We start from the raw sequence: 21,980 nt of genomic DNA, 5'->3' as shown, positions 1-21,980 counted from the left end.
GACCGCAATCACTGTGGGAGCGGGCTTGCCCGCGAAGAGGCCGGCAGCCCACTCCCACACCTTGAATCAAGTACGGTATTCAGCGTTGATCTTCACGTACTCATGCGACAGGTCGGTGGTCCAGATGGTTTCGCTGCAATCGCCGCGGCCCAGTTCGATGCGGATGGTGATTTCTTCCTGCTGCATCACCGCCGAGCCCTGGGCTTCAGTGTAGGTCGCGGCGCGGGCGCCACGGCTGGCGATGCACACGTCGCCGAGGAACACGTCGATCTTGCTCACGTCCAGATCCGGCACGCCGGCACGGCCCACGGCAGCGAGGATACGGCCCCAGTTCGGGTCAGAGGCGAACAGCGCGGTCTTGATCAGCGGCGAGTGGGCCACGGTGTAACCGACGTCCAGGCATTCCTGATGATTGCCGCCGCCATTCACTTCAACGGTAACGAATTTGGTCGCGCCTTCGCCGTCACGCACGATGGCCTGGGCGACATCCATGCACACTTCGAACACCGCTTGCTTCAGCTTGGCGAACAGCTCGCCTTCAGCGCGGGTGATCTCGGGCAGCGCGGCCTTGCCTGTAGCGATCAGCATGCAGCAATCGTTGGTCGAGGTGTCGCCGTCGATGGTGATGCGGTTGAACGACTTGTTGGCGCCGTCGAGCATCAGGTTGTGCAGCACCTCGCGGGAGACTTTGGCGTCGGTGGCGATGTAACCCAGCATGGTCGCCATGTTCGGGCGAATCATGCCGGCGCCTTTGCTGATGCCGGTGACAGTGATGGTCACGCCGTCATGCTCGAACTGGCGGCTGGCGCCCTTCGGCAGCGTGTCGGTGGTCATGATCCCGGTGGCGGCGGCTTCCCAGTTGTTCTCCGACAGATCATCCAGCGCGGCTTGCAGTGCGCCTTCGATCTTCTCGACCGGCAGCGGCTCGCCGATCACGCCAGTGGAATACGGCAGAATCTGGCTGGCATCGACGCCGGTCAGCTCGGCCAACTTAGCGGTGGTGCGCTCGGCAGCCGCCAAGCCAGGCTCGCCGGTACCGGCGTTGGCATTGCCCGTGTTGGTCAGCAAGTAACGCACGGCATTGTGCACGCGCTTTTTCGCCAGGATCACTGGTGCGGCGCAGAACGCGTTCAGGGTGAACACGCCAGCCACGGTCGAACCTTCAGCACAGCGCATCACTACCACATCCTTGCGCCCCGGGCGCTTGATGCCGGCCGAGGCGATACCGAGTTCAAAACCGGCAACCGGGTGCAACGTTGGCAAAGGACCAAGACCAACAGCCATGAATGCGCTCCTTACTCAATGATGTCAGCACCGCCACGGGAAAGGACGGTGGGATAAATGGCAAAACGCCGCGACGGCAGGAGCCGGTCGCGGCGCGGGGTGTTCAGCGATTGAAACGGGTTTTACTGGATCTGCCCGTGGCAATGCTTGTATTTCTTGCCCGAACCGCAGTAGCACAGTTCGTTGCGGCCCAGCTTCTGCTCGTTGCGAACCGGGGCAGCGGCGGTGGCCAGTGCCACATCGACCTCTTCACCCAGCGCTTCCGGCTGATCCAGGCCAGGCGCTTCGGCGTGCTCGAACTGCATGCGCGCCGCCAGTGCTTCGGCCTCCTGACGCAGACGTTGCTCTTCGGCTTCCGGATCTTCGCGACGAACCTGAACATGCGAGAGCACGCGGATCGAGTCGCGCTTGATCGAATCCAGCAGCTCGGAGAACAGTGTGAACGACTCGCGCTTGTATTCCTGCTTCGGGTTCTTCTGCGCATAGCCACGCAAGTGAATGCCGTGACGCAGGTGATCCATGGTCGACAGGTGATCTTTCCACAGGTCGTCGAGTACGCGCAGGACAATCTGCTTCTCGAACGAGCGCAGCGCCTCGGCACCGGCCTGGTCTTCTTTCTCGTTGTACGCCGCCATCAGCTCGGTCATGAGCTTCTCGCGCAGGGTTTCTTCGTACAGGTGATCGTCTTCGTCGAGCCATTGCTGGATCGGCAGTTTCACGCCGAAATCGCTTTCGATCGACGCTTCCAGACCGGCCACATCCCACTGCTCTGGCAGCGATTGCGGCGGAATGTGCGCACTGACGGTAGCGTTGAGCACGTCCTGACGGAAATCGGCGATGGTTTCACCGATGTTGTCAGCGGCCAGCAACGTGTTACGCATGTGATAGATCACTTTACGCTGTTCGTTGTTGACGTCGTCGAACTCGAGCAGTTGCTTACGGATGTCGAAGTTGCGGCCTTCAACCTTGCGCTGCGCCTTCTCGATCGCGTTGGTCACCATACGGTGCTCGATCGCTTCGCCCGGCTGCATGCCCAGGGCTTTCATGAAGTTCTTCACGCGGTCGGAGGCGAAGATGCGCATCAGGCTGTCTTCCAGCGACAGGTAGAAGCGGCTCGAACCGGCATCGCCCTGACGACCGGCACGGCCACGCAGCTGGTTGTCGATACGGCGCGATTCGTGACGCTCGGAAGCAATTACCTGCAAGCCGCCGGACTCCAGCACTTGCTGGTGACGCTTCTGCCAGTCGGCCTTGATCTGCGCGATCTGCTCAGGAGTCGGGTTCTCCAGCGAAGCGACTTCCACTTCCCAGTTGCCGCCCAACAGGATGTCGGTACCACGACCGGCCATGTTGGTGGCGATGGTCAGCGCACCCGGACGACCGGCCTGAGCGATGATTTCAGCTTCTTTTTCGTGGAACTTGGCGTTGAGAACCTTGTGTTCGATGCCTTCTTTGACGAGCAATTCGGACATGTGCTCAGACGTCTCGATGGTCGCGGTACCCACCAGCACCGGACGACCGGCGGCCATGCTTTCCTTGATGTCCGCGACGATCGCCGCGTATTTCTCTTCGGCGGTGAGGAACACCAGGTCGTTGTAGTCTTTACGCGCCAACGGTTTGTTCGGCGGAATGACCATGACTTCCAGACCATAGATCTGGTGGAATTCGAACGCTTCGGTGTCGGCGGTACCGGTCATGCCGGACAGCTTGGTGTACAGACGGAAGTAGTTCTGGAAAGTGGTCGAGGCGAGGGTCTGGCTCTCGGCCTGAATGTTCAGACCTTCCTTGGCTTCGATGGCCTGGTGCAGGCCTTCGGACAGACGACGACCCGGCATGGTACGACCGGTGTGTTCGTCGACCAGTACGACCTGACCGTCCTGCACGATGTATTCAATGTTGCGATTGAACAGCTTGTGCGCACGCAGACCGGCGTAGACGTGGGTCAGCAGGCCAAGGTTGTGCGCCGAGTACAGGCTCTCGCCTTCGGCCAGCAGGCCGACGCGGGTGAGCATTTCTTCGATGAACTGGTGACCGGCTTCGTTGAGTTCGACCTGACGGGTCTTTTCGTCAACGGTGTAGTGACCGGCCTTGGTGACCTGGCCTTCGACTTCCTCGACATGCAGTTCCAGCTGCGGGATCAGTTTGTTGATCTCCATGTACAGCTTGGAGCTGTCCTCGGCCTGACCGGAAATGATCAGCGGAGTACGCGCTTCGTCGATGAGGATGGAGTCGACTTCGTCGATCACGGCAAAGTTGAGTTCGCGCTGGAATTTTTCATCCATGCTGAACGCCATGTTGTCGCGCAGGTAGTCGAAACCGAATTCGTTGTTGGTGCCGTAGGTGATGTCGGCGGCGTAGGCGGCACGCTTTTCTTCCGGCGGCTGGAACGGCGTCACGACGCCGACAGTCAGGCCGAGGAATTCATACAGCGGACGCATCCAGTTGGCGTCACGGCGGGCCAGGTAGTCGTTCACGGTCACAACGTGCACGCCCTTGCCGGACAGTGCGTTGAGGTAAACACCCAGGGTGGCCACGAGGGTCTTGCCCTCACCGGTGCGCATTTCGGCAATCTTGCCTTCGTGCAGAGTCATGCCGCCGACGAGTTGCACGTCGAAGTGGCGCATGCCCATCACACGCTTGCCGGCCTCGCGGGCTACGGCGAAGGCTTCAGGCAACAGCTTGTCGAGGGTTTCCCCTTTGGCGATACGGGCCTTGAACTCGGCGGTCTTGGCGCGCAATTGATCGTCCGAAAGGGCCACCATTTGCTCTTCGAAGGCATTGACGAGCTGCACCGTCTTGAGCATGCGTTTGACTTCACGCTCGTTCTTGCTTCCAAAAAGTTTCTTTAACAAAGGCGCAAACATATCGGCAGGATCTTCCACACTAAAGGGATGGAGGGCGGCCCCGTGAGTCGCCCGTGCAGCCCTCATGGCCGCATGCGAACGAGCATTCTACCCGGAAACGGTGGTGAGGAAAGTGGCGATGTTCCACGATGCTGGCACTGCGCTTTGACGGGGCTCACTTAAAATAGGGGCGTTTTGCTCAACTTCAACCCGTCGGGGGAAAGAAGTCAGGCGTTGATTTAATGAGCAAATCAGGGACAAAAGCAATGGCCCAGAGGTTCCGCAGCTTTCTGCTACCATGGCGCCTCTGTGACTTTCAGGTGTTCGATCATGGCGTTTCGCCCTCTTACGGCCAGAGCACCCGCCGTTCTGCTACGCGAAGCCAAACCGCTCAAAGCCATCCTCGGCCATGCCCAGCGCCTGGAGCATTTGCAGCGCCTGCTCGAAAGCCAGTTGCAGCCGGCCGCCCGCGAGCATTGCCGGGTGGCCAAATGGCGCGAAGGCGAGCTGTCGCTGGTGGTCACTGACGGTCACTGGGCGACGCGCCTGCGCTATCAGCAGAAACGCCTGCAACGGCAACTGCAACTGTTCGAAGAGTTCGCCAACCTGACGCGGATCAAATTCAGCGTACGCCCGCCGATCGTGCAGCATCGGGCGGTTGGGCACACCATGGATCTGTCGAGCAGTGCGGCAGAGACGATTCAGTCGACGGCCGACGGGATCAGCGATCCGGGATTGCGCGCGGCGCTGGAGCGGCTGGCGGCGCATGCCAAAAGCAAAACCTGACCGTGCACACCATTGCCATGTGGGAGCGAGCCTGCTCGCGAAGAGGCCATGTCAGACGACATTGATGTTGAATGACACAGCGCTTTCGCCAGCAGGCTCGCTCCCACTGTATTGATCTCCGATTCTCCTCAATTCAGCGGCGCTTGCTGCCGCCCAATAAAGAGCCCATCAACCCGCGCACCAACTGCTTGCCGAGATTATTGGCCGCCTGGCGCATCGCCGATTTCAGCGCCTGCCCTGCCGCCGTGCCGAGGAATTCGCCAGCGCGGTCAGCCAGGCTTGGCTCTGCGGCCGCTGGTTTGCCCGCTGGTGTTTCAGCCTCGGGCGCCAGCCCTTTGCGTCCCATCAGGATTTCATAGGCCGACTCGCGATCGATCGGCTTGTCATAACGGCCCTTGAACGGCGAGCCGGCGATCAGCACGGTGCGCTCGGTTTCAGTCAGCGGGCCGATCCGCGATTGCGGCGGCGCCACCAACACACGCTGGACCATTTCCGGCGTGCCCTTCTCGGTCAAGGTGCCCACCAACGCCTCGCCAATCCCCAGTTCAGTCAGTACCGACAGACTGTCGAACGCCGGATTCGGCCGAAAGCCATCCGCCACGGCGCGCAGGGATTTCTGCTCTTTGGCGGTGAACGCACGCAGACCGTGTTGAATACGCAAGCCCAACTGCGCCAGCACGTCATCCGGCAGATCCGCCGGCGACTGGGTGACGAAATACACGCCAACGCCTTTGGAACGAATCAAACGCACCACTTGCTCGAGCCGTTCTTGCAGAGCTTTGGGCGTGTCGCCGAACAGCAAGTGCGCCTCGTCGAAAAACAGCGCCAGCAGCGGCTTGTCGGCGTCGCCGCGCTCGGGCAGTTGCTCGAACAACTCGGCCAGCAGCCACAGCAGGAACGTTGCGTAAACCTTCGGCGCCTCGTGCACCAGCCGACTGGCATCGAGCAGATGGATACGTCCACGGCCATCGGCGCCCGGTTGCAGAATGTCTTCGAGTTGCAGCGCCGGCTCGCCGAACAGGGCTTCGGCGCCCTGCTGTTCCAGCGTCGCCAACCGGCGCAGCAGCGCCTGGCTGGAACCGGTGGTCATCAGCGCGGCGTCTTCGCCGAGCAACTGTGGATTGTCCTTGAGGTGATTGAGCAGCGCTTTCAGATCCTTGAGATCCAGCAGCAACAGCCCTTCGCGATCCGCCACCTTGAAGGCCGCGTAAAGCGCCGACTGCTGACTGTCGGTCAGCTCGAGCAGGCTGCCGATCAGTAGCGGACCCATTTCGCTCAGCGTGGTGCGCAGCGGATGTCCGGATTCGCCGTGGATGTCCCACAGCGTCACGGGATAAGCCTGCGGCGTGTGACCGAGCCAGGGCATGCCGGCGATGCGCTCGGCCACTTTGCCCTGCGGGTTGCCGGCAGCACCGAGGCCGCACAGGTCGCCCTTGATGTCGGCAGCGAACACTGCCACACCGGCGTCGCTGAACGCTTCGGCCAGGCGCTGCAACGTCACGGTTTTACCGGTGCCGGTGGCGCCGGCGATCAGGCCGTGGCGGTTGGCCAGGCGCATGGCCTGAGCGATGGGTTGCGCGGCCGGATCAGCGCCGATAACGAGTTGCGAGGAGTCAGGCATTTTCTCACCCAATGGTTAATCTTTGATGACACATGGCCGATACATAAATTGGACAGACCCGCCAGAAAACCGGGTCGGACATTTCCCTAAGGAGAGCCGGAAATATCAATTTTTCAACCTTGCCCATAGTGCGCGTCTCTATCAAAGCACGCCCAGGACATTAAGACCTTAGCGGAACCCCAAGCCATGAACAAAAACCTGCGCTTCAGCCATAAGATTTTGCTTGCCGCCGCTCTCATCGTCATTGCCGCTTTTGCCTCGTTCACGTTGTACAACGACTGGCTGCAGCGCAATGCGATCCGCGATGATCTGAACAACTACCTCAATGAAATGGGCGAGGTCACCGCCGGCAACATCCAGACCTGGCTCAGCGGGCGCATTCTGCTGATCGAGAACGCCGCGCAGAACATCGCCATCAACCCGGAACCTGCCACCGTCGCCAGCCTGCTGGAACAGAAAAGCCTGACCTCGACGTTCATGGCCACCTACCTGGGCGATGCCACTGGCCACTTCACCATCCGCCCGGACGTGAAGATGCCGGACGGTTTCGATCCGCGCGTACGCCCTTGGTATAAAGGTGCCGAAAGCAGCAGCACCTCGACCCTGACCGAACCCTACATCGATGCGGCCACCGGCCAGTTGATCATTTCCATCGCCACCGCGTCGAAAAAGGCCGGGCAGAGCGTCGGCGTGGTCGGCGGCGACCTCAGCCTGCAATCGCTGATCGACACCCTCGCCGCGCGGGATTTCGACGGCATGGGCTATGCGTTTCTGATCAGCGCTGACGGCAAGATCCTCGTCCACCCGGACAAGGCTTTGGTGATGAAATCGCTGAAAGAAGCCTATCCGCAGGACACTCCGCGCATCAGCAGCGATTTCAGCGAAGTGAGCGTCGACGGCAAAACCCGCATCGTCACCTTCGCTCCGATCAAAGGCCTGCCGTCGGTGAACTGGTACATCGGTCTGTCGATCGATAAAGACCAGGCCTACGCGATGCTCAGCGAATTCCGCACCTCAGCGGTAATCGCAACCATCATTGCCGTGGTAATCATCATTGCCCTGCTCGGCATGCTCATCCGCCTGCTGATCCAGCCGCTGCACGTGATGACCCGCGCCATGGAAGACATCGCCGACGGCGAAGGCGACCTGACCAAACGCCTGAACATCATCAATAACGATGAATTCGGCATCCTCGGCACCGCGTTCAACCGCTTCGTCGAGCGCATTCACGGCTCGATCCGCGAAGTGTCCTCGGCCACCGGCCAGGTCAACGAGGTCGCCCTGCGCGTGGTCGCTGCGTCGAACTCGTCGATGTACAACTCCGACCAGCAAGCTTCGCGCACCAGCAGCGTTGCTGCCGCGATCAATCAGCTCGGCGCCGCCGCCCAGGAAATCGCCCGCAACGCCGCGCAAGCGTCGAATCAGGCCAGCGATGCCAGGGGTCTGGCCGAAGATGGCCAGCAAGTGGTGGAGCGCAGCATCAAAGCGATGAACCAGCTGTCGAGCATGCTCAGCGCGTCGAGCACCAACATCGAGTCGCTGAACAGCAAGACCGTCAACATCGGCCAGATTCTCGAAGTGATCACCAGCATTTCCCAGCAGACCAACCTGTTGGCGCTGAACGCGGCGATCGAAGCGGCGCGCGCCGGTGAGGCCGGTCGTGGTTTTGCCGTGGTGGCCGACGAAGTGCGCAACCTCGCGCACCGCACTCAGGAATCGGCCCAACAGGTGCAGACCATGATCGAGGAGCTGCAAGTCGGCGCCCGGGAATCGGTGAGCACCATGAGCGACAGCCAGCGCCACAGCCAGGACAGCGTCGAGATCGCCAACCTCGCCGGCGAACGCCTGAACAGCGTGACCTTGCGCATTGGCGAGATTGACGGGATGAACCAGTCGGTGGCGACGGCGACCGAGGAACAAACCGCTGTGGTCGAGTCGATCAATGTCGATATCACCGAGATCAACACGCTGAACCAGGAAGGCGTGGAGAACCTGCAAGCGACGTTGCGCGCTTGTTCGGATCTGGAGCAGCAGGCTTCGCGTCTCAAACAGTTGGTTGGCAGCTTCAGGATTTAAGCTGCGACGACTGGCCGCTTCGCGAGCAGGCTCGCTCCCACAGGGAAAATGCATTCCATTGTGGGAGCGAGCCTGCTCGCGAATATCTACCTTTCAACAAAACCCGAGTGACACCCCACCGCGCAATCCCGACCGAACATCTATTCTGGATAAAGGTCAATCAAGGGAGAACAACACAGCGGAGGGTTGCTCACCGTGCATATCGCCGACATCACCATGTTCTACGCCCCGGCCAGCGGTGGCGTGCGGACTTATCTGGATGCCAAACACCGTCGCCTTGGCGAGCGCAACGCCATTCGCCACAGCCTGCTGATCCCCGGCGCGCGACTGGGTGAACATGACGGCATTTATACGGTTCCAGCGCCCGCCCTGCCCTTTGGCAAAGGCTATCGCTTCCCGCTGCGGCTGGCGCCATGGCGAAACGTCCTGCAGGATCTGCAGCCGGATCTGATCGAAGTCGGCGATCCCTACCTCACCGCATGGGCAGCGCTGGATGCGCGGCGGCAGCTGGACGTTCCGGTGATCGGCTTTTATCACTCGGATCTGCCGCTGCTGGCGGGCAATCGCATGGGCCATTGGGTCACACCGAATGTCGAAGCCTATGTCACCCGTCTCTACGGCAATTTCGACCGCGTTCTCGCGCCGAGCCAGGTCATGGCCGACAAGCTCATCGGGCTTGGTGTACGCAATGTCCATGTGCAACCGCTGGGCGTGGATCTGCACACTTTCCATCCCGACGTCCGCGACCCTGGCCTGCGGGCCGAGCTGGGCATTGCCGAAGACACGCGCCTGCTGATCTTTGCCGGGCGCGGTTCCAAGGAGAAAAACCTGCCGGTGCTGCTCAAGTGCATGCAGCGCCTTGGTCCGCGTTATCACTTGTTGTTGGTCGGCTCGTCGATGCCTGCGGCGGTGCCGGACAACGTCAGCGTTATCGACGAATTCTGCCCGGCGCTGAAAGTCGCGCGGCTGATGGCCAGCGCCGATGCGCTGCTGCATGCCGGCGACCAGGAAACCTTCGGACTGGTCATCCTCGAAGCCATGGCCTGCGGCATTCCCGTGGTGGCGGTGGCGGCCGGGGCGTTTGAAGAGATCGTCAACGATTCCTGCGGCCTGCTCTGTGCACCGAATAATCCGCAGGCCATGGCCAATGCCGTGCGCGAGCTGTTCAGTCGCGGCTGCGCCCGCCTCGGTCAACAGGCGCGCCAGCACGTCGAACGGCATTACGCCTGGGACACCGTGGTCGACAGTCTGCTCAGCCACTATCACGCCGTGCTCGGCCATACGCTGCCACGGGTGGCCAATGGTTGAACACATGAAAGCCGTATGTCTGGTGTTGCATGATGTGGCGCCCTCGACGTGGGCGGATTACCAGCCCTTCGTCGAGGCCGTCGATGCCTTGGGCGATGTACCAATGACTTGGCTGGTGGTGCCGGATTTTCATCGCCACGATGCGCTTGACGCCAACCCGGCGTTTCGCCGAGTGCTCGATGCCAGGGTCGCCCGAGGCGATGAACTGGCGCTGCACGGCTACTACCACGACGATCAGGAACCCATGCCAAACACCCCGCGCGACTGGTTCATGCGCCGGGTCTACACCCACGAAGGCGAGTTTTACCGCCTGTCCCGCGAAGCTGCCCTTGCCCGCCTGCACGCAGGTCTGGACATGTTTCAGCGCTGCGACTGGCCGGTGCAGGGTTTCGTCGCCCCGGCCTGGCTGATGAGCGACGGCACCCGCCAGGCCTTGCGCGAATTACCGCTCAGCTACACCAGCGATCCGCAGCATCTTTATCGCTTGCCCGACTTCAGCGCCATAGATGCACCGGGGCTGGTGTGGAGTGCGCGCAGTGCCTGGCGTCGTGGCTTGTCGAAAATCGTCAGCGACCAGCGTGAACAGCGCTGGCGCGAGGCATCGGTGATTCGTCTGGGCCTGCATCCGGTGGACATGCGTCACCGCTTTTCTCGCGATTACTGGTTGCACACGCTGCAACGCCTGCTGGCGGAGGGACGCGTGCCGCTGACCAAGATCGACTGGCTGGTCCGACAGCGCGGACAACTGGAACGCGCAGCATGAAGCGCAGCCTGTTGTTGCTGATCGGCCTGCTCGCGGCGGTGCTGATTCCGGTACTGCTCGGCGGCGGCGAGACCTGGTCGCGCCTGCGCAGTTTTCCGCTGAACTGGCTGTTGATCATGTTCGGCATGATTCTGCTCTGCTGGGGGATCAATACGCTGCGCTTGCGTTTGTTGCTCGGCGACCAGCGAGAAAAAGTCGCGCCCTTGAAAAGCCTCGGCGTGGTGATGGCGGCCGAGTTCGCGTACTGCGCCACGCCCGGCGGCAGCGGCGGGCCGCTGACGATCATGGCTCTGCTCGCCCGTTGCGGCGTGCGTCCGGCGCGAGGCAGCGCAGTGTTTGCCATGGATCAGCTCAGCGATCTGCTGTTCTTTCTCTGCGCCCTCAGCGGGATTCTGATCTATGCGCTATTCCAGCACCTGAGCGATCGCCTCGAGTGGCTGCTGACCGTCAGCGCCGTTTCGCTGTTTGGGGGTTTGTTGAGTTGCGTGTTGATCGCGCGTTATCACCGAGCGTTGATTCGCCTGAGCGGGCGGCTGTTGGCGGGGATGAACATCACGACAAGTACTCGCCGTCGCTGGGCGCGCAAGTTGCTGCACTTTCTCGCGGCATTTACCGATACCTTGAAACTGCCCTGGCAGACGCTGGTTCAGGTGTTCGCCCTGACCTGCGGGCACTGGCTGCTGCGCTACAGCGTGCTGTATCTGGCCCTGCGCGGGCTCGGCGCGGATTTGCAGTGGGCGTGGAGCTTTCTGGTGCAGATGCTCTCGCTTGGCGCCGGCCAGTTCAGTCTGTTACCCGGCGGTGCCGGTGCGGCAGAGCTGACCTCGGCTGCGCTGCTCGCGCCGATGGTGGGCAAATCCACCGCAGCGGCGGCGATCCTGATCTGGCGCGTGGTGACGTATTACTTCTATCTGCTGGTTGGCGGCCCGGTGTTCGTGTTGATGCTGGGCAAGCCGTTGCTGAAGAAGTTGATGAACGTCAGGCAGGCTTCTTAGGTTCGTCCTGCTCTTGCTGGAGCTGCTCCCAAAGTTCGGCGGCACCGGGGAATTCGGTGCCGTCGTCCGGGCTCATGTCATCCGGGTCGTAACGACTCAGGCAACCCTCGCCGAGCGTGGCGGGCGCTTTGGAAGTGGCTTTGTCCAGTGGATCGCTCATGACTTTTCCTCGGGCTCAAATGACAAGGGCCTGAGCGATTCAACGCCCAGGCCCTTGGTTTTTCAAGCGTGTCGTGCTCGATCAGAACACGACTGTCTTGTTGCCGTGCACCAGCACGCGGTCTTCCAAGTGATAACGCAGACCACGGGCCAGCACCATCTTCTCGACGTCACGGCCGAAGCGCACCATGTCTTCGATGCTGTCGCTGTGGCTGACACGCACCACGTCCTGCTCGATGATCGGGCCGGCGTCCAGCTCTTCAGTGACATAGTGGCAGGTCGCGCCGATCAGCTTCACACCACGCAGCGACGCCTGATGATACGGCTTGGCGCCGACGAACGATGGCAGGAAGCTGTGGTGAATATTGATGACTTTGTGCGCGTATTCGCGGCACATGTCCGGCGGCAGGATCTGCATGTAGCGCGCCAGCACCACCACTTCGGCGTCGTGCTGTTTGACCAGCCGCGATACTTCGTCGAATGCTGGCTGCTTGTCCTGCGGATTGACCGGCACGTGGTAGTAAGGGATGCCGTGCCACTCGACCATGCTGCGCAGGTCGTCATGGTTGGAGATCACGCAGGCGATTTCGCAATCCAGTTCATCGCTGTGCCAGCGGTGCAGCAGGTCGGCCAGGCAGTGGGATTCGCGGCTGGCCATCAGCACCACGCGTTTTTTCTGTTCGGTGTCGGTGATGCGCCAGTCCATCGAGAACTCTTCGGCGATCGGCGCGAACTTCTCGCGCAACTCTTCAATACCGAACGGCAGGGAATCGGCACGGATTTCGTGACGCATGAAGAACCAGCCCACTTGATTGTCAGAGTGGTGGCTCGCTTCGGTGATCCAGCCATTATGAGAGGCCAGAAAATTACTGACTTTGGCAACGATGCCAACGCGGTCCGGGCAAGAGATCACCAGCCGAAAAGTGCGCATGAGGGGGAAACTCCAGAACTTCACAAAGGCCGCCATTCTAGCGACTGCGCAGGAAAACTGCAGTACGCATACGCGCCGGGTGGGACAAAGCATGGTCAAACGGCTTTTTGGCGCAGGTCTTCCGTCAAGACCGTGACGCTTTAGCGAGGCTTTTGTCAGACAACTGTAAATATCTGTGCTGACTGCATCACATTATTTAACGGAACATTCAAAGCGCGGCTAATTCCTGTAACTCATTTAAATAAAAAGCCGATCTAAATGTTTACTTGATGAAACAGCCTGACTATTATTGCGGCACTGTCCCCTGTCATTCAGCATTCTACAAAAGGTAGTACTCATGTCCTTGATCAACGAATATCGCGCCACCGAAGAAGCCATCAAAGAGCTGCAAGCCCGTCTGAAGAACCTGTCCGAAGACGACAAACTGCAAGCCGAACTGGAATTCGAAGGCAAACTGCGCACGCTGATGGGTGAATACTCCAAGTCCCTGCGTGACATCATCGCGCTGCTGGATCCAGAAGCCAAATCCAAGGCTCCACGTGGCGGCGCAGTGAAAACTACCGGCACCAAGCGTGCACGCAAAGTTAAGCAATACAAAAACCCGCACAACGGTGAAGTCATCGAAACCAAAGGTGGCAACCACAAGACTCTGAAAGAGTGGAAAGCCAAGTGGGGCGGCGACGTGGTTGAAGGCTGGGCGACCCTGCTGGGCTAAGCCGCAACGCCTTCGCAGAGCGATCCGCGAACAAAAGAACGCCAGCTAGCGCTGGCGTTTTTTTATGCCCGTAATTTATTGTCCGGGCATGTTCGATTTCACAGATTCAAACGTTTGCGTAATGCCTGGACATAATTCTGCCAGTCATTGAGCACCTCTCGCTGCATCGGTGACGCACTAAGCGACCATTGCTCTGCCGCCTCGATAAATGACTGCACGGTATTCGGCGCACCTGCCTCTGGTTGCGTCAGGCGTTGCTGACAAAATAATTTCCAGCGCTCTTGCTCGGCCACATCCAGGGTGTCCGGAAAGTTGCGTGCTCGATATCGAAAAAGTAATTCAGGCAAACGTTCATCATCGAAAGGCCACTGCTCTTGCGCCAACTGCGCAGGATCCGCCGTTCGAACTTGTTCGCATAAACGACGATCACGATCACCGATAAATCCATCGTACAACTGCTGCTCGGGATCTTCGCTGGGAACGAAGTCTTCGCTGGCATAAATCGCCGCGACTTTATCTTTCCAGACTTGTTGTGCGTCAGTTAGTCGCACTGCCCGCTCATGATAAAGCGCCATGTCCAGCCCAAGGCGCTGCTGGTCTTGCTCGCGCAATACCGCCAACGGCGCCACTACCGGGCAACGATTGATATGAATCAGCTTGAGCGGTACCGGTAACTCACCTTCGGCCAACTCATCGCGACGGGTATAAAGACGCTGACGCAGGGCTTGCGCATCAAGGTCCAGCAACCCCTGCGGATCAAGATGCAGATCACAGACGATCAAGGCGTTGCGATTCTTCGGGTGCCAGGCCAGCGGCAACACCACGCCGACATAACTGCGCGCCGCCGAGAATCGCCCGGACACATGCACCAGTGGCTGCAACAGGCGGATCTGATCCATCACCTTCTGTTTGCTACGCAACTGGAACAGCCACTCGTAGAGCTTGGGTTGTTTCTCGCGAATCAGCCGCGCCAACGCGATGGTGGCGCGCACATCCGATAGCGCCTCGTGGGCATGGCCGTGATCGATATTGTTGGCCGCCGTCAGGCGTTCGAGCTTGAGGGTCACGCGGCCTTCATCATCGGTCGGCCAGACCAGACCATCGGGGCGCAATGCGTAAGCGGCGCGCACCACATCAATCAGATCCCAGCGACTGTTGCCACCCTGCCATTCACGGGCATAGGGGTCGAAGAAATTGCGATACAGGCTGTAGCGGGTCATTTCGTCGTCGAAACGCAAGGTGTTGTAACCGGCGCCACAGGTCCCCGGTGCGGCCAGTTGCGCATGTACGCGAGTCATGAAGTCGGCTTCGCTCAGGCCTTTTTCAGCGAGCTGGCCCGGGGTGATGCCGGTGATCGCGCACGCCGCCGGGTGCGGCAGGATGTCCTCGCTGGGCTGGCAATAGAGATTGACCGGCTCGTCGATTTCGTTGAGCGCATGGTCGGTGCGAATCCCGGCCACCTGCAGCGGTCGGTCGTTGCGCGGATTGATGCCAGTGGTTTCGTAGTCGTACCAGAAGATTGAAGTCACGGGCGAATCCTGAACAGAAGATCGGCGAAGTCTAGGCGTTTCAGGGTTGCCACGGCCAGCCTGGTCGCCCTCGAACAGCAATTTCTCCAGATTCCTACAACTGGAATGCATTGCCCTTGTGGGAGCGAGCCTGCTCGCGAAGGCTTTCCGTCAGTTGCACATAGGCTGACTGATCCACCACATTCGCGAGCAGGCTCGCTCCCACACCCGAGAGGCTGCTAGCATCAGGCGCACTTGCCCCCCGAACAGGCGAACATCAGGTAGCCCATGCTCGAGCCCACAGCACCGCGAAGGAAAGCACCGCTGGATACGCGCCATCAGGTCGAAACGCCGGAAGGCATCGACCTGCCGTTGCGCCCCGCCGGGTTGATGGTGCGCGCGGTGGCGTTTGCCATCGATCTGGGCATTCGCGGCTTGATCTTCGGCGTGCTGTTCATCGCACTGGCGTTTCTCGGCAAGCTCGGCATGGGCCTCGGTTCCTTGCTGCTGTTTGCCATCAGCTGGTGGTACATGGTGCTGTTCGAGGTGCTGCGTCAGGGCCGTTCGCCGGGCAAGCAATGGCTGGGTTTGCGCGTGGTGCACGATGACGGCACGCCGATCGGCTGGTCGGCCTCGCTATTGCGCAACCTGCTGCGCTTTGTCGATCTACTGCCCTTCGGCTATTTCCTCGGTGCGCTCAGTTGCCTGCAACACCCGACCTTCAAACGCCTCGGCGACATTGCCGCCGGCACCTTGGTGGTTTACAGCGAACGCCCGCTGAGCCGCCCGCAACTGCCTGACGCTGAACCTCGCCGCAGCCCCGTTCCGCTGACCTTGAGCGAACAACGCGCGGTACTCGGTTTCGCCGAGCGTCAGGCCGAGCTCTCTCCCGCACGGGTCAACGAGCTGGCGGCATTGCTGGCGCAGCCGTTGCACATCTCTGCGCCCAAAGCCGTGTCTGAACTCAACGGCATCGCGCGCGGCCTGTTGGGGCCGAGCGCATGAAGCAGAGCCTGTTCGAAAGTCGCCGCAAGGCCGAATGGGAGCGCTTCGCCGTGGCGCTCGAACGCCTGGAAAAAGGCAAGGAGACAGCGCAAGTCAGCGATTTTCCCAAGGCCTATCGGCGTCTCTGCCAACATCTGGCTCTGGCCCAGGCGCGCGGCTACAGCAGCTTTCTGATCGATACGTTGCAACAACAAGTACTGCGCGGCCATCAACAGCTCTATCGGCATCGCAGTCGGCTCGGGGCGCAAATCATCAGCTTTATCCTCGCCGACTTCCCGCGACTGGTGCGCGAACAGTGGCGTTTCGTTGCGGCCGCCAGCCTGTTGTTCTTCGGCAGCCTGATCGGTTTTGGCGTGCTGGTTTATCTGTTCCCGGAACTGATCTACAACCTGATCCCGGCCGAGCAGGTGCGCGAGATGCAAGGCATGTACGACCCCGTTGCCGGCCACCTCGGCCGCTCGGCGGAACGTGCGGCCAGCGAAGACTGGGTAATGTTCGGCTATTACGTGATGCACAACACGGGCATCGCCTTTCAGACGTTCGCCAGCGGTTTGCTGATGGGCGTGGGCAGCGGTTTTTTCCTGCTTTACAACGGCATGATCATCGGCGCGGTGGCCGGGCATCTCAGCGAGATCGGTTTCGGCCAGACCTTCTGGTCGTTCGTGATCGGTCACGGTGCGTTCGAACTGAGCGCCATTGCCCTCGCCGGCGCGGCGGGCCTCAAGCTGGGCTGGGCGCTGATCGCCCCCGGACGTCTGACATGGGGCGAGGCGCTGCGTCTGGCCGCACGCAAAAGCGTGTTGCTGGTGTGTGGGGCGATGTTGTTCCTGTTGATCGCAGCATTCATCGAGGCTTATTGGTCGTCGAAAACCAGTGTCACGCCGCTGACCAAATACGCCGTCGGCGCCGCGCTGTGGCTGGCCGTCGCGGTTTATCTGTCGTTGGCCGGAAGGATTCGTCATGCGCCTGAGTGACGCCAGCGTAGTGATCCGCCCGCGCACGACCTGGGAAGCCATGGACCTGGGCGTGTTGATGAGCCAGCAGCATCGCCGGTTGTTGATGACCAGTTGGGCGATCGTCACCCTGCCGCTGTTCGCCCTGCTCAGCCTGTTGCTGTGGGATTGGCCATCACTGGCGGTGTTCATTTTCTGGTGGCTGAAACCGGCCTACGAACGCCTGCCGCTGTACATCCTCTCCAAAGCGCTGTTCGGTGAAACGCCAACCCTCAGACAAGCCTTGCGCGAGTGGCCGCGCCTGCTCAAGCCGCAACTGCTGGCCAGTCTGACCTGGCGACGGCTGAGTCTGAGTCGCAGCTTTGTGCTGCCGGTGACGCAACTCGAAGGCCTGAATGGCGAGGCCAGACAACAACGTCTGCAGGTGCTGCTGCAACGCAACGGTGGCGCCGCGCAATGGCTGACGATTATCGGCGTGCATCTGGAAACCGCACTGTGGATCGGCTTGATGCTGCTGTTCTACATGCTCTTGCCGCAGCAGATCGAAACCGACTGGGACTGGCAGTCGCTGCTGCTCGCCGCCGATCAGGACTGGCGCTGGCTGGAGCACCTGACCAACGTTTTTTATGCGCTGATCCTGGTGGCCTGGGGACCGGTGTATGTCGCCTGCGGCTTCAGCCTGTACCTGAACCGTCGCACGCAACTGGAAGCCTGGGACATCGAGCTGGTTTTCCGCCGTTTGCGCCAGCGTTTGAACAGCAGCGTGCTCGGTGTGTTGCTGGCGGCGTGTCTGCTGCTGCCGAACCTGCAACCGGTATGGGCCAGCGATACGCCGGATGCTCCACGGTTGCTCAATCAGCCGCTGACCAGTCAGGCATCGCGCGACAGCATCCAGTCGCTGCTCGAACAACCGCCGTTCAAGAACAAGGAAAGCGTCACCCGCTATCGTTTCGGAGACGACCCGGCAAGCCCGGCCAAGGACGCGCAACCGGGTGAGGCTCCGCAGTGGCTGAAAACCCTTCTCGGTTGGCTCGACGGTCGACACCTTGATGCCTTGGCGAACGTGATTGAAGTGCTGTTGTGGGGCGCGCTGATTGCCGCGCTGGGCTGGCTGGTCTGGCGTTATCGCGAATTTCTCCGGGCCTTCGTCAGTCGTCGCCCGAACCTGCCCTCGCGCAGCAAACCACCGGCGCCGCCACACGTCTTCGGGCTGGATCTGAACCGTGAAACCCTTCCCGATGACATCGCCGCCAGTGCCGAACAATTGTGGCTGAGCGAACCTCGCGCCGCGCTGGGCCTGCTCTATCGCGGCCTGCTCAGCCATCTGCTGCATGATTTCAACCTGACGCTCAAAGCCGCCGACACCGAGAGCCAGATCCTCAACCGCATCGAGCAATTGCAACGCCCGGACCTGCTCGCCTACAGCCGCAACCTCACTGTTCACTGGCAGAACATGGCCTACGGGCACCGACTTCCAGCCGCGCACCTGCAAGCAGAGCTGTGTAACGGCTGGCGTGAATTGTTCAGCAAAGGGTCCGGGCATTGAACCGGCGCATTGGCGGGTCGTTGGCTGCGCTGGCGTTTTTGCTGCTTGGCGGCTTGAGTCTGTTCCTCTACCTCAAAGCCCGCCCTTATCAGGAAGTCATCGATCACGGCCCCTCGCCTGCCGCGCAAGCCAATCCTTATCTTGCGGCAGAAATGTTCCTGAGCGAGCGCGGCCTCGCGGTCAGCCACGCCGAGACCTTGACGGTGCTGCCGCAGATTGATCCGCACAGCCACACCTTGTTGTTGTTCGGCGAGCGCGCACGGATGACGCCGCGTGAAGTCGATCAGGTGCTGAACTGGACTCGCGCCGGAGGACGTCTGGTGTTCGTCGCCGAATCGTTGTGGGATGCGCAAACCGGGCAAAGCAATGATCTGCTGCTCGACAAGGTGCAACTGCACCAATCGCTGAGCAAGGACTTGAAAGATCCTCCCGAGGACGGGGAAAAGGACCGCTTCCCGAAACTGACCAAACTGTATCTGGAAGATGAAGACGCGCCGGCCTACGCCGGTTTCGACACCGACTTCCACCTCGACGACCCGAATAATGTCGCGCAAGCCTGGGCCAACAGCGCCAAGGCCACGCACATGATGCAACGGGTGTACGGCCTCGGCACGGTCACCGTGGTCACCGATGCCGAGCTGTGGAAAACCCCGGCTATCGGCAAATACGACAACGCCTGGCTGCTCTGGTATCTGAGCGCCGACACCGACGTCACGCTGATTTACAACACCGCACACGATGGTCTGTGGACGTTGCTCTGGCGCTACTTTGCGCAGGCCATTGTCGCCCTGCTCGCCTTGATCGGCCTGTGGTTGTGGCAGGCCGGCGTGCGTCACGGCCCGGTGCAAATGCCGGCGCCAGCGGGTCGCCGCCAACTGCTGGAGCATCTGCGTGCCAGTGCCGATTTCCTCCTGCGCCACAACGGCCAGCAGGCGCTGCTGCAAGCCTTGCAACAAGACATCCTGCGCCGCGCGCGCCGCCGCCATCCCGGTTTCGATCAATTGAATGTGGCCGAGCAATGGCTGGCGTTATCGCGCCTGACCCGGCAACCCACCCGCGCCATCAGCCAGGCCCTGAGCCCACGACCGAAGCAGCGTTTGTCCAGCGCCGAATTCAGCCGTCAGGTCGCTCATCTGCAAACCTTGAGGAACGCGTTATGACTGAACAGATCGAGCCCGGCAGCGCGACGCACGCCGCCCAGCAGCGCCAGCGTGCCAGCCAGTTGGCGCAAGCGGTGCGCAACGAATTGAACAAGGCGCTGATTGGCCAGGATGCGGTGGTCGACGCTGTCCTGACCGCGCTGATTGCCGGCGGCCACGTGCTGCTCGAAGGCGTGCCCGGCCTGGGCAAGACCTTGCTGGTGAGGGCCTTGGCTCGTTGCTTCGGCGGCGAGTTCGCGCGCATCCAGTTCACCCCGGACCTGATGCCCAGCGACGTCACCGGTCACGCCGTGTATGACTTGCAGACCGAGCAGTTCAAGCTGCGCAAAGGACCGCTGTTCACCAACCTGCTGCTGGCCGACGAGATCAACCGCGCCCCGGCGAAAACCCAGGCGGCGTTGCTCGAAGCCATGCAGGAGCGCCAGGTGACACTCGAAGGTCGCGCCCTGCCCATCGCGCAACCGTTCATGGTGCTGGCGACGCAGAATCCGATCGAACAGGAAGGCACCTATCCACTGCCGGAAGCCGAGCTTGACCGCTTCATGCTCAAGGTGCGCATGGATTACCCCGACGCCGATCAGGAGCTGAACATGGTCCGTCAGGTCTGTCGCTCGACCCGCGCCGACATGCTCGATGTGCAACCGCTGCGCACGGTGTTGCAAGCCAAGGATGTTCAAGCCTTGCAGCGCATCGCCAGTGACTTGCCGCTGGACGATCAGGTCCTCGATTACGCCGTGCGCCTGGCGCGCAGCACGCGATCCTGGCCGGGGCTGACCCTCGGCGCCGGGCCACGCGCCTCGATTGCATTGGTTCGCTGTGCCCGTGCCCGGGCGTTGTTGCGCGGCGGCGAGTTTGTAATCCCGGATGACATCAAAGGCTGCGCGCTGGCGGTGTTGCGTCATCGCGTGCGCATCGCGCCGGAGCTGGATATCGAAGGCCTGCAGGTCGATCAGGTGCTCACGCAATTGCTCGATCAAGTGCCGGCGCCGCGCCTGTGAAACCGTCTCGGCTGCTGCTGATCTGGCTGGCCCTGCTGGTGGTTGTCAGTATCGTGCTCGGCGCGTTGCAGGCGTTGCAGATCGACCTCCCGTCCAGCCTGATTTCGATCAACTGGGGTTTGCTCCTGGCGCTGCTGGCCTTGGCGGTGATCGACGCTGTGCGCCTCAGACGCCTGCCCTCGCCGCGCATCAAGCGACAGATGCCCGGCAGCCTGGCATTGGGGCGCTGGGCGGAGGTGAAGCTGGAGGTGGCCCATGAATTTGCCGAGCCACTGGCCATTGGACTCTTCGACCACGTTCCCGACGGCCTGGCGTTTGAACATCTGCCGATGCTTGTCGAGCTTCAACCCGGCCATGTCAGCCAGATCAGCTACCGTCTGCGCCCTCTCGAACGCGGGCATTTCAGCTTCGAACAGTGCGAAGTCAACCTGCCCAGCCCTTTGGGATTATGGTCCGGCAAACGCCTGCTCAGCGTCCGCGACGAGACCCGCGTCTTCCCGGACTTCGCCCGGCTTTACGGCGGCGAGTTGCGCGCCGTCGACAACTGGCTCAGCCAGCTCGGCGTGCGCCAGCGACAACGTCGCGGTCAGGGTCAGGAATTCCATCAGTTGCGCGAATTTCGCGAGGGCGACAGCCTGCGCCAGATCGACTGGAAAGCCACCGCCCGTCAGCGCACACCGATTGCCCGCGAGTACGAAGACGAAAGAGATCAGCAGATCATTTTCATGCTCGACTGCGGCCGGCAGATGCGCAGCCAGGACGGTGAGCTGTCGCACTTCGATCACGCGCTCAATGCCTGCCTGTTACTCAGTTATGTGGCGTTGCGCCAAGGGGATGCGGTGGGCATGAGTACCTTTGCCGGTGATAAGCCGCGCCATGTCGCGCCGGTCAAAGGCAGCGGCCAACTGAATGTCTTGCTCAACGCTGTTTATGACCTTGGGAGCACTCAGCGCCCCGCCGATTATCAGGCTGCCGCCAACCAGCTATTGGCCCGCCAAAAGCGTCGGGCGCTGGTAGTGCTGGTAACCAATTTGCGCGATGAAGACGAGCAACTGCTGGCCGCAGTCAAACGCCTGAGCGCACAACATCGGGTGCTGGTGGCTAGCCTGCGTGAACAGGCGTTGGATACATTGCGCCAGACCACGGTGCAAACGTTGCCCGAGGCACTCGCCTACTGCGGCACCATCGATTTTCTCAATGCCCGCTCGCAACTCCATGAGCGGCTGACTGCTCATGGCGTTGCAGTGATGGATGTTCGGCCCGCCGAGTTGGGGGCCGGACTGGTGACAAGTTACATGAGCTGGAAAAAGACCGCTGCGATCTGACAGC

18 protein-coding genes are annotated in these 21,980 nt (G+C 61.1%); 12 read left to right on the top strand and 6 right to left on the bottom strand.

The window, feature by feature from the left end:
- Positions 1 to 66 precede the first annotated feature (66 nt).
- Both argJ and secA read right to left on the bottom strand, forming a co-directional pair.
- On the bottom strand, positions 67 to 1,284 hold the full coding sequence (gene argJ, locus ACV8MC_RS12940; RefSeq protein WP_041479803.1) for a bifunctional glutamate N-acetyltransferase/amino-acid acetyltransferase ArgJ: 1,218 nt from the start codon (positions 1,282 to 1,284) through the stop codon (positions 67 to 69).
- 122 nt (positions 1,285 to 1,406) lie between these two features.
- A complete protein-coding gene (gene secA / locus ACV8MC_RS12935) occupies positions 1,407 to 4,148 on the bottom strand; it encodes a preprotein translocase subunit SecA (protein WP_038861039.1) in 2,742 nt (913 codons plus the stop codon).
- 309 nt (positions 4,149 to 4,457) lie between these two features.
- Between secA and ACV8MC_RS12930 the strand changes: the two genes are divergently transcribed.
- Positions 4,458 to 4,913, top strand: a complete 456-nt coding sequence (locus ACV8MC_RS12930; RefSeq protein ID WP_041479804.1) for a DUF721 domain-containing protein — start codon at positions 4,458 to 4,460, stop codon at positions 4,911 to 4,913.
- 133 nt (positions 4,914 to 5,046) lie between these two features.
- Here ACV8MC_RS12930 and ACV8MC_RS12925 read toward each other — a convergent pair whose 3' ends face one another.
- Complete coding sequence (locus tag ACV8MC_RS12925; protein WP_252868164.1) at positions 5,047 to 6,534, bottom strand: helicase HerA-like domain-containing protein; 1,488 nt, start codon at positions 6,532 to 6,534, stop codon at positions 5,047 to 5,049.
- 186 nt (positions 6,535 to 6,720) lie between these two features.
- Between ACV8MC_RS12925 and ACV8MC_RS12920 the strand changes: the two genes are divergently transcribed.
- The 4 genes from ACV8MC_RS12920 (at position 6,721) to ACV8MC_RS12905 (ending at position 11,676) form a co-directional block, all read left to right on the top strand.
- Positions 6,721 to 8,610 (top strand): methyl-accepting chemotaxis protein, encoded by a 1,890-nt coding sequence (locus ACV8MC_RS12920; RefSeq protein WP_457265492.1) that lies wholly within the window; start codon positions 6,721 to 6,723, stop codon positions 8,608 to 8,610.
- A 216-nt stretch (positions 8,611 to 8,826) separates the two neighbouring features.
- Entirely contained in the window at positions 8,827 to 9,918 is a 1,092-nt protein-coding gene (locus tag ACV8MC_RS12915; RefSeq protein ID WP_457265555.1) for a glycosyltransferase family 4 protein, read from the top strand.
- Positions 9,911 to 10,681 carry a DUF2334 domain-containing protein gene (locus tag ACV8MC_RS12910; RefSeq protein WP_457265490.1) on the top strand — a complete coding sequence of 257 codons (771 nt, stop codon included), beginning with the start codon at positions 9,911 to 9,913 and terminating at the stop codon, positions 10,679 to 10,681. The genes ACV8MC_RS12915 and ACV8MC_RS12910 overlap by 8 nt, the downstream gene beginning before the upstream one ends.
- Positions 10,678 to 11,676 carry a lysylphosphatidylglycerol synthase transmembrane domain-containing protein gene (locus ACV8MC_RS12905; protein WP_457265488.1) on the top strand — a complete coding sequence of 333 codons (999 nt, stop codon included), beginning with the start codon at positions 10,678 to 10,680 and terminating at the stop codon, positions 11,674 to 11,676. The genes ACV8MC_RS12910 and ACV8MC_RS12905 overlap by 4 nt, the downstream gene beginning before the upstream one ends.
- Here the strand turns inward: ACV8MC_RS12905 and ACV8MC_RS12900 are convergent.
- Positions 11,660 to 11,836 (bottom strand): hypothetical protein, encoded by a 177-nt coding sequence (locus ACV8MC_RS12900; protein WP_016773478.1) that lies wholly within the window; start codon positions 11,834 to 11,836, stop codon positions 11,660 to 11,662. The two genes, ACV8MC_RS12905 and ACV8MC_RS12900, sit on opposite strands and share 17 nt — an antisense overlap.
- A gap of 81 nt (positions 11,837 to 11,917) precedes the next feature.
- The gene (gene purU / locus ACV8MC_RS12895) at positions 11,918 to 12,766 is read right to left on the bottom strand and encodes a formyltetrahydrofolate deformylase (protein ID WP_041479808.1); all 849 of its coding nucleotides are present in this window, start codon (positions 12,764 to 12,766) and stop codon (positions 11,918 to 11,920) included.
- Positions 12,767 to 13,103: 337 nt separating this feature from the next.
- Between purU and mvaT the strand changes: the two genes are divergently transcribed.
- Complete coding sequence (gene mvaT / locus ACV8MC_RS12890) at positions 13,104 to 13,481, top strand: histone-like nucleoid-structuring protein MvaT (RefSeq protein WP_016773476.1); 378 nt, start codon at positions 13,104 to 13,106, stop codon at positions 13,479 to 13,481.
- Between the two features lie 98 nt (positions 13,482 to 13,579).
- Here mvaT and sbcB read toward each other — a convergent pair whose 3' ends face one another.
- Complete coding sequence (gene sbcB, locus ACV8MC_RS12885; RefSeq protein WP_095181461.1) at positions 13,580 to 15,010, bottom strand: exodeoxyribonuclease I; 1,431 nt, start codon at positions 15,008 to 15,010, stop codon at positions 13,580 to 13,582.
- Positions 15,011 to 15,277: 267 nt separating this feature from the next.
- On the opposite strand from sbcB, the gene ACV8MC_RS12880 reads away from it, so the two are divergent.
- Genes ACV8MC_RS12880 through ACV8MC_RS12855 form a run of 6 tightly spaced genes read left to right on the top strand, consistent with a single transcriptional unit; the run spans position 15,278 to position 21,976 of the window.
- Positions 15,278 to 15,994, top strand: a complete 717-nt coding sequence (locus ACV8MC_RS12880; protein WP_457265485.1) for an RDD family protein — start codon at positions 15,278 to 15,280, stop codon at positions 15,992 to 15,994.
- The gene (locus ACV8MC_RS12875) at positions 15,991 to 16,968 is read left to right on the top strand and encodes a stage II sporulation protein M (protein ID WP_457265483.1); all 978 of its coding nucleotides are present in this window, start codon (positions 15,991 to 15,993) and stop codon (positions 16,966 to 16,968) included. The genes ACV8MC_RS12880 and ACV8MC_RS12875 overlap by 4 nt, the downstream gene beginning before the upstream one ends.
- A complete protein-coding gene (locus tag ACV8MC_RS12870) occupies positions 16,955 to 18,493 on the top strand; it encodes a DUF4129 domain-containing protein (RefSeq protein ID WP_305381427.1) in 1,539 nt (512 codons plus the stop codon). The genes ACV8MC_RS12875 and ACV8MC_RS12870 overlap by 14 nt, the downstream gene beginning before the upstream one ends.
- On the top strand, positions 18,490 to 19,653 hold the full coding sequence (locus tag ACV8MC_RS12865) for a DUF4350 domain-containing protein (RefSeq protein WP_457265481.1): 1,164 nt from the start codon (positions 18,490 to 18,492) through the stop codon (positions 19,651 to 19,653). Before ACV8MC_RS12870 ends, ACV8MC_RS12865 begins: the two co-directional genes overlap by 4 nt.
- On the top strand, positions 19,650 to 20,651 hold the full coding sequence (locus ACV8MC_RS12860; RefSeq protein ID WP_305381430.1) for an AAA family ATPase: 1,002 nt from the start codon (positions 19,650 to 19,652) through the stop codon (positions 20,649 to 20,651). The genes ACV8MC_RS12865 and ACV8MC_RS12860 overlap by 4 nt, the downstream gene beginning before the upstream one ends.
- Positions 20,648 to 21,976: a DUF58 domain-containing protein gene (locus tag ACV8MC_RS12855; RefSeq protein WP_305381431.1), complete on the top strand. Its 1,329-nt coding sequence runs from the start codon at positions 20,648 to 20,650 to the stop codon at positions 21,974 to 21,976. Before ACV8MC_RS12860 ends, ACV8MC_RS12855 begins: the two co-directional genes overlap by 4 nt.
- The last annotated feature ends 4 nt before the right edge of the window (positions 21,977 to 21,980 follow it).

It is taken from the genome of Pseudomonas sp. PK-RTE-24 (assembly GCF_054052265.1).
Note: the sequence above shows the minus strand (reverse complement) of the source record. Positions and strands in the feature narration are given on the sequence as shown.

Coding starts and splice junctions, on each gene's coding strand:
- purU (WP_041479808.1), bottom strand. CDS start 12,766: ATGCGCACTTTTCGGCTGGTGATCTCTTGCCCGGACCGCGTTGGCATC.
- ACV8MC_RS12875 (WP_457265483.1), top strand. CDS start 15,991: ATGAAGCAGAGCCTGTTCGAAAGTCGCCGCAAGGCCGAATGGGAGCGC.
- ACV8MC_RS12905 (WP_457265488.1), top strand. CDS start 10,678: ATGAAGCGCAGCCTGTTGTTGCTGATCGGCCTGCTCGCGGCGGTGCTG.
- ACV8MC_RS12880 (WP_457265485.1), top strand. CDS start 15,278: ATGCTCGAGCCCACAGCACCGCGAAGGAAAGCACCGCTGGATACGCGC.
- argJ (WP_041479803.1), bottom strand. CDS start 1,284: ATGGCTGTTGGTCTTGGTCCTTTGCCAACGTTGCACCCGGTTGCCGGT.
- mvaT (WP_016773476.1), top strand. CDS start 13,104: ATGTCCTTGATCAACGAATATCGCGCCACCGAAGAAGCCATCAAAGAG.
- ACV8MC_RS12930 (WP_041479804.1), top strand. CDS start 4,458: ATGGCGTTTCGCCCTCTTACGGCCAGAGCACCCGCCGTTCTGCTACGC.
- ACV8MC_RS12925 (WP_252868164.1), bottom strand. CDS start 6,534: ATGCCTGACTCCTCGCAACTCGTTATCGGCGCTGATCCGGCCGCGCAA.
- ACV8MC_RS12870 (WP_305381427.1), top strand. CDS start 16,955: ATGCGCCTGAGTGACGCCAGCGTAGTGATCCGCCCGCGCACGACCTGG.
- ACV8MC_RS12910 (WP_457265490.1), top strand. CDS start 9,911: ATGGTTGAACACATGAAAGCCGTATGTCTGGTGTTGCATGATGTGGCG.
- secA (WP_038861039.1), bottom strand. CDS start 4,148: ATGTTTGCGCCTTTGTTAAAGAAACTTTTTGGAAGCAAGAACGAGCGT.
- ACV8MC_RS12900 (WP_016773478.1), bottom strand. CDS start 11,836: ATGAGCGATCCACTGGACAAAGCCACTTCCAAAGCGCCCGCCACGCTC.
- ACV8MC_RS12860 (WP_305381430.1), top strand. CDS start 19,650: ATGACTGAACAGATCGAGCCCGGCAGCGCGACGCACGCCGCCCAGCAG.
- ACV8MC_RS12915 (WP_457265555.1), top strand. CDS start 8,827: ATGTTCTACGCCCCGGCCAGCGGTGGCGTGCGGACTTATCTGGATGCC.
- ACV8MC_RS12920 (WP_457265492.1), top strand. CDS start 6,721: ATGAACAAAAACCTGCGCTTCAGCCATAAGATTTTGCTTGCCGCCGCT.